At 69.2% G+C, this 6,180-nt stretch carries 6 protein-coding genes and 1 pseudogene; 1 reads left to right on the forward strand and 6 read right to left on the reverse strand.

The window, feature by feature from the left end:
* Positions 1 to 39: 39 nt before the first annotated feature.
* Together ftsX and ftsE are read right to left on the reverse strand one after the other, a co-directional pair.
* The gene (gene ftsX / locus GA0115233_RS18815) at positions 40 to 957 is read right to left on the reverse strand and encodes a permease-like cell division protein FtsX (RefSeq protein WP_093721407.1); all 918 of its coding nucleotides are present in this window, start codon (positions 955 to 957) and stop codon (positions 40 to 42) included.
* A gap of 39 nt (positions 958 to 996) precedes the next feature.
* The gene (ftsE, locus tag GA0115233_RS18820) at positions 997 to 1,686 is read right to left on the reverse strand and encodes a cell division ATP-binding protein FtsE (protein WP_004000799.1); all 690 of its coding nucleotides are present in this window, start codon (positions 1,684 to 1,686) and stop codon (positions 997 to 999) included.
* Between the two features lie 246 nt (positions 1,687 to 1,932).
* On the opposite strand from ftsE, the gene GA0115233_RS18825 reads away from it, so the two are divergent.
* Positions 1,933 to 2,127, forward strand: coding sequence for a hypothetical protein (locus GA0115233_RS18825; RefSeq protein WP_093721408.1), 195 nt, complete (start codon positions 1,933 to 1,935; stop codon positions 2,125 to 2,127).
* A gap of 83 nt (positions 2,128 to 2,210) precedes the next feature.
* On the opposite strand, the gene GA0115233_RS18830 is transcribed toward GA0115233_RS18825, so the two are convergent.
* The 4 genes and pseudogenes from GA0115233_RS18830 to GA0115233_RS18845 all read right to left on the reverse strand — a co-directional run.
* Entirely contained in the window at positions 2,211 to 2,798 is a 588-nt protein-coding gene (locus GA0115233_RS18830; RefSeq protein ID WP_093721409.1) for an LPXTG cell wall anchor domain-containing protein, read from the reverse strand.
* 326 nt (positions 2,799 to 3,124) lie between these two features.
* A complete protein-coding gene (gene prfB / locus GA0115233_RS18835; RefSeq protein ID WP_093721410.1) occupies positions 3,125 to 4,231 on the reverse strand; it encodes a peptide chain release factor 2 in 1,107 nt (368 codons plus the stop codon).
* 208 nt (positions 4,232 to 4,439) lie between these two features.
* Positions 4,440 to 5,672 carry a serine/threonine-protein kinase gene (locus tag GA0115233_RS18840; protein ID WP_093721411.1) on the reverse strand — a complete coding sequence of 411 codons (1,233 nt, stop codon included), beginning with the start codon at positions 5,670 to 5,672 and terminating at the stop codon, positions 4,440 to 4,442.
* Positions 5,673 to 5,803: 131 nt separating this feature from the next.
* Positions 5,804 to 6,180: pseudogene (locus GA0115233_RS18845) on the reverse strand (serine/threonine protein kinase); the annotation flags it as partial.

A 6,180-nucleotide genomic window follows, 5' to 3' on the forward strand; every position in this document is an offset into this window, starting at 1 on the left:
CGTACGGTCCGTTGACCGGACGGCCCCTCTTGGTAAGAGTCACACCTTCAGGTACTTGCGCAGCGCGAAGAACGCCGCCAACGCGGGCATCAGCAGACTCGTGGCGAGGATGAGCGGCAGCTTGGTCAACACCGCGTCCCAGCCGATGAAGTTGATCAGGTTCAGCTTCTCGGACAGCGCGAGTCCGTGATCGATGATGAAGTACCGCGCCACCACCAGGAATCCGCAGGCGACGGTGCCGCCGATCAGTCCGGCGACCGCGGCCTCCATGATGAACGGCGTCTGGATGTAGAAGCCCGAGGCGCCGACCAGGCGCATGATCCCGGTCTCGCGCCGCCGGCTGAACGCCGAGACGCGCACCGTGTTGACGATCAGCATCAGCGCCACGACCAGCATCAGCGCCATCATCGCGAGGGCGGCGATGTTCATGCCCTCCAGCAGCCCGAAGAGGTTGTCCAGGATGCCCTTCTGGTCCTGCACCGACTGCACCCCGTCGCGCCCGTCGAAGGCGGTCGCGATGACCTGGTACTTCTCCGGGTCGGTGAGCTTGATGCGGTACGACTCCTGCATCTGGTCCGGGGTGAGGGAGCTGGCCAGCGGGGAGTCGCCGAACTGCTCCTTGTAGTGCTTGTACGCCTCGTCCTGCGACTCGTACGTCACCGTGTCGACGACCGGCATCTTGTCGAGGTCGGCGAGGATCTCCTTCTTCTGGTCCTTGGTCACCGCACCCTTGGCGCAGTTCGGGTCGGACTCGGCGTCGCTCTTGTTGCAGAGGAAGACCGAGACGTTGACCTTGTCGTACCAGTAGCCCTTCATCGTGTTGACCTGGTCGTTCATCAGGAGCGACCCGCCGAACAGCGCGAGGGACAGGGCGACGGAGACGACGACGGCGAAGGTCATCGTCAGATTGCGGCGGAGACCGACACCGATCTCGGACAGTACGAACTGGGCGCGCATGGCGTCTGCTTCAAGCCTTTCCGTGGAACTCGCTGCGGATCAGTGCTGGTAGCCGTAGACGCCGCGGGCCTGGTCGCGGACGAGGCGGCCCTTCTCCAGCTCGATGACGCGCTTGCGCATCTGGTCCACGATGTTCTGGTCGTGCGTCGCCATCACCACGGTGGTCCCGGTCCGGTTGATCCGGTCGAGGAGCTTCATGATGCCGACGGAGGTCTGCGGGTCGAGGTTGCCGGTGGGCTCGTCGGCGATCAGCAGCTTGGGCCGGTTGACGAAGGCCCGCGCGATGGCGACGCGCTGCTGCTCACCGCCGGACAGCTCGCCCGGCATCCGGTCCTCCTTGCCGCCCAGCCCGACGAGGTCGAGCACCTGCGGCACGGACTTGCGGATCTCCCCGCGGGACTTGCCGATGACCTCCTGGGCGAAGGCCACGTTCTCGGCGACCGTCTTGTTCGGCAGCAGCCGGAAGTCCTGGAACACCGTCCCCAGCTGGCGGCGCATCTGCGGCACCTTCCAGTTGGACAGGCGCGCGAGGTCCTTGCCGAGAACGTGCACCTGACCGTGGCTGCACCGCTCCTCGCGGAGGATCAGCCGCAGGAAGGTGGACTTTCCGGAGCCGGAGGACCCCACGAGGAACACGAACTCGCCCTTCTCCACTTCCAGGGAGACATCCCTGAGTGCGGGGCGGGTCTGCTTGGGGTAGACCTTGGATACGTTGTCGAATCGGATCACGGATGCACCACGGGTCGCCGGGGGTAGATGAGCGTGACCATACGCGAGTCGGGTGCGGGAGTGCAGGCAGCGGTCGGGGTTGCGCCGGGGTTGTGCGCATTTGTTCCTGCCTGACGGGGTGCGGGAACCGCCCTCCGGGAGCGGGCCGCGCGCCATGTGGGGGAACCTGGCACAGTAGGTAAGGGGAACGTTCTGCATCCCCGAGGCGTTCTCCCACTGCAACCACTGACAAGAAGGGCGAGGCGCATGACGTACGACCGGCTGGTGTGCGCGAACTGCGCGGCGCCCGTGAACGAGGGCCGCTGCCCGGTCTGCCGGGCGAACCGCGAGCGACTGCAGCAGGAGAACCCGCTGCTCGCGAATCTGAACCCGATGACGCTGATCGCCCTGCTCGCGGTGCTGATCGCGGCCGTGGCGCTGCTGGCGCACCAGACCGTGTAAGTACCCCGCAGGACGTCCGAAGGGCCCGGAGTGAAGATCGCTCCGGGCCCTTTGTCACACAGCGTGTGCGTGGACGGCTACCGTCAGGCAGCGGCCCCGCCGCGGCCGCCGACCAGGCGCGGGAGCACCCGGAAGCCGATACCGCCGGCGATCATCGTCGCGGCGCCGATGATCAGGAAGGTCGTCTGGGCGGCACCGGTGTCGGCGAGCTCGTCGCCGCTGCCCTGGGCGGTGGTGTCCGCTCCCTCACCGGTCTCGGTCAGGGAGGAGGAGCCCTCCTGCTGCGGGGACTGGCCGCCGTCGGGGTCGGCGTTGTTGCCGCCACCGTTGCCGTTGCCATTCCCGTTGCCGCCGCCGTTCCCGTTGCCCGGGTTGGAGGGCTCCGTGGTGGGGTCGGGGTCGACCGGGTCCGGGTCGCCGGTGGGCTCGGTCGGCTCGGGCTCCGTCGGCTCCGGCTCGGTCGGCTCGGGGATGACGGTCGGCTCGGTCGCAGTCGGGGTCGGCTCCGGCTCCGGGGTGGTCTCCGTCGGGTCGGGCTCCGGCGTGACACAGACACCCAGGTCTTCGCAGACATCGGCGGATGCGACGCCGGCGGCCGAGAGCGTGGCACCGGCCGCGATCACGGCACCGGCCGCTATCCGGGCGACACGGATCCGCGTCTTCTTCGTCATGTGGTTGCTACCCCCAGTAGCTCATCGTCAGTGAGGCGGCGCTCGGAGCGGTGATCGACGGAGGGTGGTAGCAGAACAACTCAAGCCCCCCGGTTCACATGCGCCCCAGAGATACGCATGCCACGCTTTACCCTTCCGATTTTTCAAAGCAACGTCAAGGCCGTTGCGTACGCGATGTCCAAGTACGGGTTCTTTGCCGGGGGTTGGAGCCTGTGAGTGTGATGTAAAACCCAGACATCGCGGAACAGAAGGGGAAGCGGACGGGAACGACAAAGGCAACTGCCGCCCCGGGGGTGGCAGTTGCCTTTGTCGACAAACCGCTTCGCTTACTTCTCCTGCTGCTTGCGCCAGCGAATTCCGGCCTCCAGGAAGCCGTCGATCTCACCGTCGAGCACGGCCTGCGGGTTGCCGACCTCGTACTCGGTGCGCAGGTCCTTGACCATCTGGTACGGGTGCAGGACGTACGAACGCATCTGGTTTCCCCAGGAGTTGCCGCCGTCACCCTTGAGCGCGTCCATCTTGGCCTGCTCCTCCTGGCGGCGCCGCTCAAGCAGCTTGGCCTGGAGGACGTTCATCGCGGTCGCGCGGTTCTGGATCTGCGAGCGCTCGTTCTGGCAGGAGACCACGATGCCGGTCGGCAGGTGCGTGATGCGCACGGCCGAGTCGGTGGTGTTGACGCCCTGACCGCCGGGGCCGGAGGAACGGTAGACGTCGATACGCAGCTCGGACTCGTCGATGTCGACGTGGTCGGACTGCTCGACGACCGGGAGGACCTCCACGCCGGCGAAGGACGTCTGGCGGCGGCCCTGGTTGTCGAAGGGCGAGATCCGCACCAGGCGGTGGGTGCCCTGCTCGACGGAGAGGGTGCCGTAGGCGTACGGCGCCTGCACGGAGAAGGTGGTCGACTTGATGCCGGCCTCCTCGGCGTACGACGTCTCGATGAGCTCCGTCTTGTAGCCGTGGCGCTCGGCCCAGCGCAGGTACATGCGCTGGAGCTGCTCGGCGAAGTCGGCGGCGTCGACGCCACCGGCCTCGGCGCGGATGTTCACCAGGGCCTCGCGGGAGTCGTACTCCCCGCTGAGCAGGGTCCGCACTTCCATCTCGTCCAGCGCCTTCTTCACGGAGGCCAGCTCGGACTCCGCCTCGGCGCGGGTGTCCGGGTCGTCCTCCTCCTCGGCCATCTCGAAGAGCACGGCGAGATCGTCGATCCGCGAGCGCAGGGCTTCGGCCTTCCTCACCTCCGCCTGGAGGTGGGAGAGCTTGCTGGTGATCTTCTGCGCCTCGTCCGGGTTGTCCCACAGGGACGGCGCGGCCGCCTGCTCCTCGAGCACGGCGATGTCTGCCCTCATCCTGTCGAGGTCCAGAACGGCCTCGATCGACTCCATGGTCGAGGAGAGGGACTTGAGCTCTTCGGATACATCGACGACTGCCACGCCTCCAGCGTAACGGCTACAGCAACCGACCTGAGCCGACCGGTGCCACCGCAGTACCTCCGTAGCTGCGGGCAGTCGTGCCTCCCCCAGAGGGGGGACCCCCAGGCGGCACGGGTGGGCTGGGGGTCCCCCCTCTGGGGGAGGCACCCCGCAAGCGCGGGTAAGCGAAACCCCCGCCCCGCAGACCACCGGCGCAGGTCAGGTCAGCTCACGGCGACGCCGGCGCCGAGTTCTTCGTGTCGCGCGGCGTCGCGTCCGCGTCGTCGTCCGACACCGCCACCCACGTACCGACCCCCACCGCCGCCACCAGCACCGCAGCCGCCGTCGCGAGCGTGAGCCGACGCCGCCGCGTGGCCGCCCGATTACGGGCCGACCCCGGCCGCGGCGCACCGGCCGCCCGAGGCACCCGCGCCGTCCCGTGCGCACCCCCCGCCAGCTCGTCCGGCCCGGGAACCCGCATCGACGTATGCGTGTCCCGGTTGGAGTCCGCCGGCTTCGCCCCCGGCACCAGCGGCACCGCCCCCCGCCGCACCGGCCCAGTGGCGGCCGGAGCCGACGGCGCCGGCTCCTCCTCCACCGGCTCGGTGTCCGGCTCGTCCACGTCCAGCGGAGGCATCCCGGCCAGCAGCGGCAGCAGTTCCCGCAGCCGCGCCCCCAGCTCCGAGGCGCGCAGCCGGGACGCCGGGCCCTTGGCCAGGCACTGCACGATGAGCTGCCACAGTTCGTCCGGGATCCCGGGGAGCGGCGCGACCGTCTCGGTCACATGGCGGCGCAGCACCGCGCCCGGGTGGCCCCCGCCGAACGGCGTGAACCCCGCCAGCAGCTCGTACAGCACGGTCGCCAGCGCGTAGATGTCCACCGCCGCCCGCGGCGGCAGCCCCTCCACGATCTCCGGTGCCAGATAGTCCGGCGTACCGATGATCTTCGTGGCCCGGGTCCGCTTGGGAGAATCGATCAGCTTGGCGACGCCGAAGTCGGTCAGCAGTGCCGGGTGGGCGCCCCCGGGGCCCAGCGGCCCCTGCATGTCCAGCAGCACGTTCTCGGGCTTCACGTCCCGGTGGACGACTCCGGCGGCGTGTGCCGCGGCCAGTCCGTCGGCGACGTCCGCGACGATCGCCACCGCGGCCTCCGGCGCCAGCCGCTTGTCACGGTCCAGCCGGGTCCGCAGATCGGTGCCCCGCACCAGGTCCATGACCAGCGCGAGGTCGTTGCCGTCCACGACGAGGTCCCGGACCGAGACGACGTTCGGGTGCTCAAGCCCCAGCAGCGCCGTCCGCTCCTGCACGAAGCGCCCGACGAGCTCCTGGTCGGAGGCGAGATCCTCGCGCAGCATCTTGATGGCGACGGGCCCCTCGGGCCCCTCGCCCAGCCACACCGTGCCGGCGCTGCCCCGCCCCAGGATCTGGTGGGCGGTGTACCGGCTGCCGATCTTCCGTGCCAAGGCTGCTCCTACAGACGCGTGTTGCCGACAAAACTACGCGTCCGGCGAGCCAACCTTCACCGCGGAGACGGAAATCACCCGCCAGGAGTCGACAAATCCACAGACTCACCGCAGGCAGGAGCCACGAGTGGCTACTTCCCCAGCGCGCTTCCGAGGTCGCCGATCCAGCCCGTCACTGTGCCGAACCAGTCGGAGAGCTGCGCCCAGTAGCCCTTTGTGGTGCCGATCCACTCCTGCAGCGGGCTCAGCTCCCACACCAGCCAGCCCGCCACGAACAGGATGATGATCGTGAACAGGCAGCCCTTGAGGCATCCGAGCCCGGGGATCCGCATCGGGTTGGCGCTGCGCTGCCGCGGCTGCCGGGGCTCGCGCTGCGGCGCCTGCGGCTGCTGCGGGGGCGGCGGCGCGTACCGCTGGGGCTGCGGCTGCTGGGGGCGCGGCTGCGGGGCGTACTGCTGCGGCTGCGGCTGTCCCTGCTGCGGATAGCCGTATCCGGGCTGGGGCTGCG

This window comes from Streptomyces sp. DI166 (genome assembly GCF_900091315.1).
GTDB lineage: Bacteria > Actinomycetota > Actinomycetes > Streptomycetales > Streptomycetaceae > Streptomyces > Streptomyces fuscus.

What these genes read in the sequence shown, in the direction of transcription:
- GA0115233_RS18825 (WP_093721408.1), top strand. Translation starts at nt 1,933, where the DNA reads ATGACGTACGACCGGCTGGTGTGCGCGAACTGCGCGGCGCCCGTGAAC.
- GA0115233_RS18830 (WP_093721409.1), bottom strand. Translation starts at nt 2,798, where the DNA reads ATGACGAAGAAGACGCGGATCCGTGTCGCCCGGATAGCGGCCGGTGCC.
- ftsX (WP_093721407.1), bottom strand. Translation starts at nt 957, where the DNA reads ATGCGCGCCCAGTTCGTACTGTCCGAGATCGGTGTCGGTCTCCGCCGC.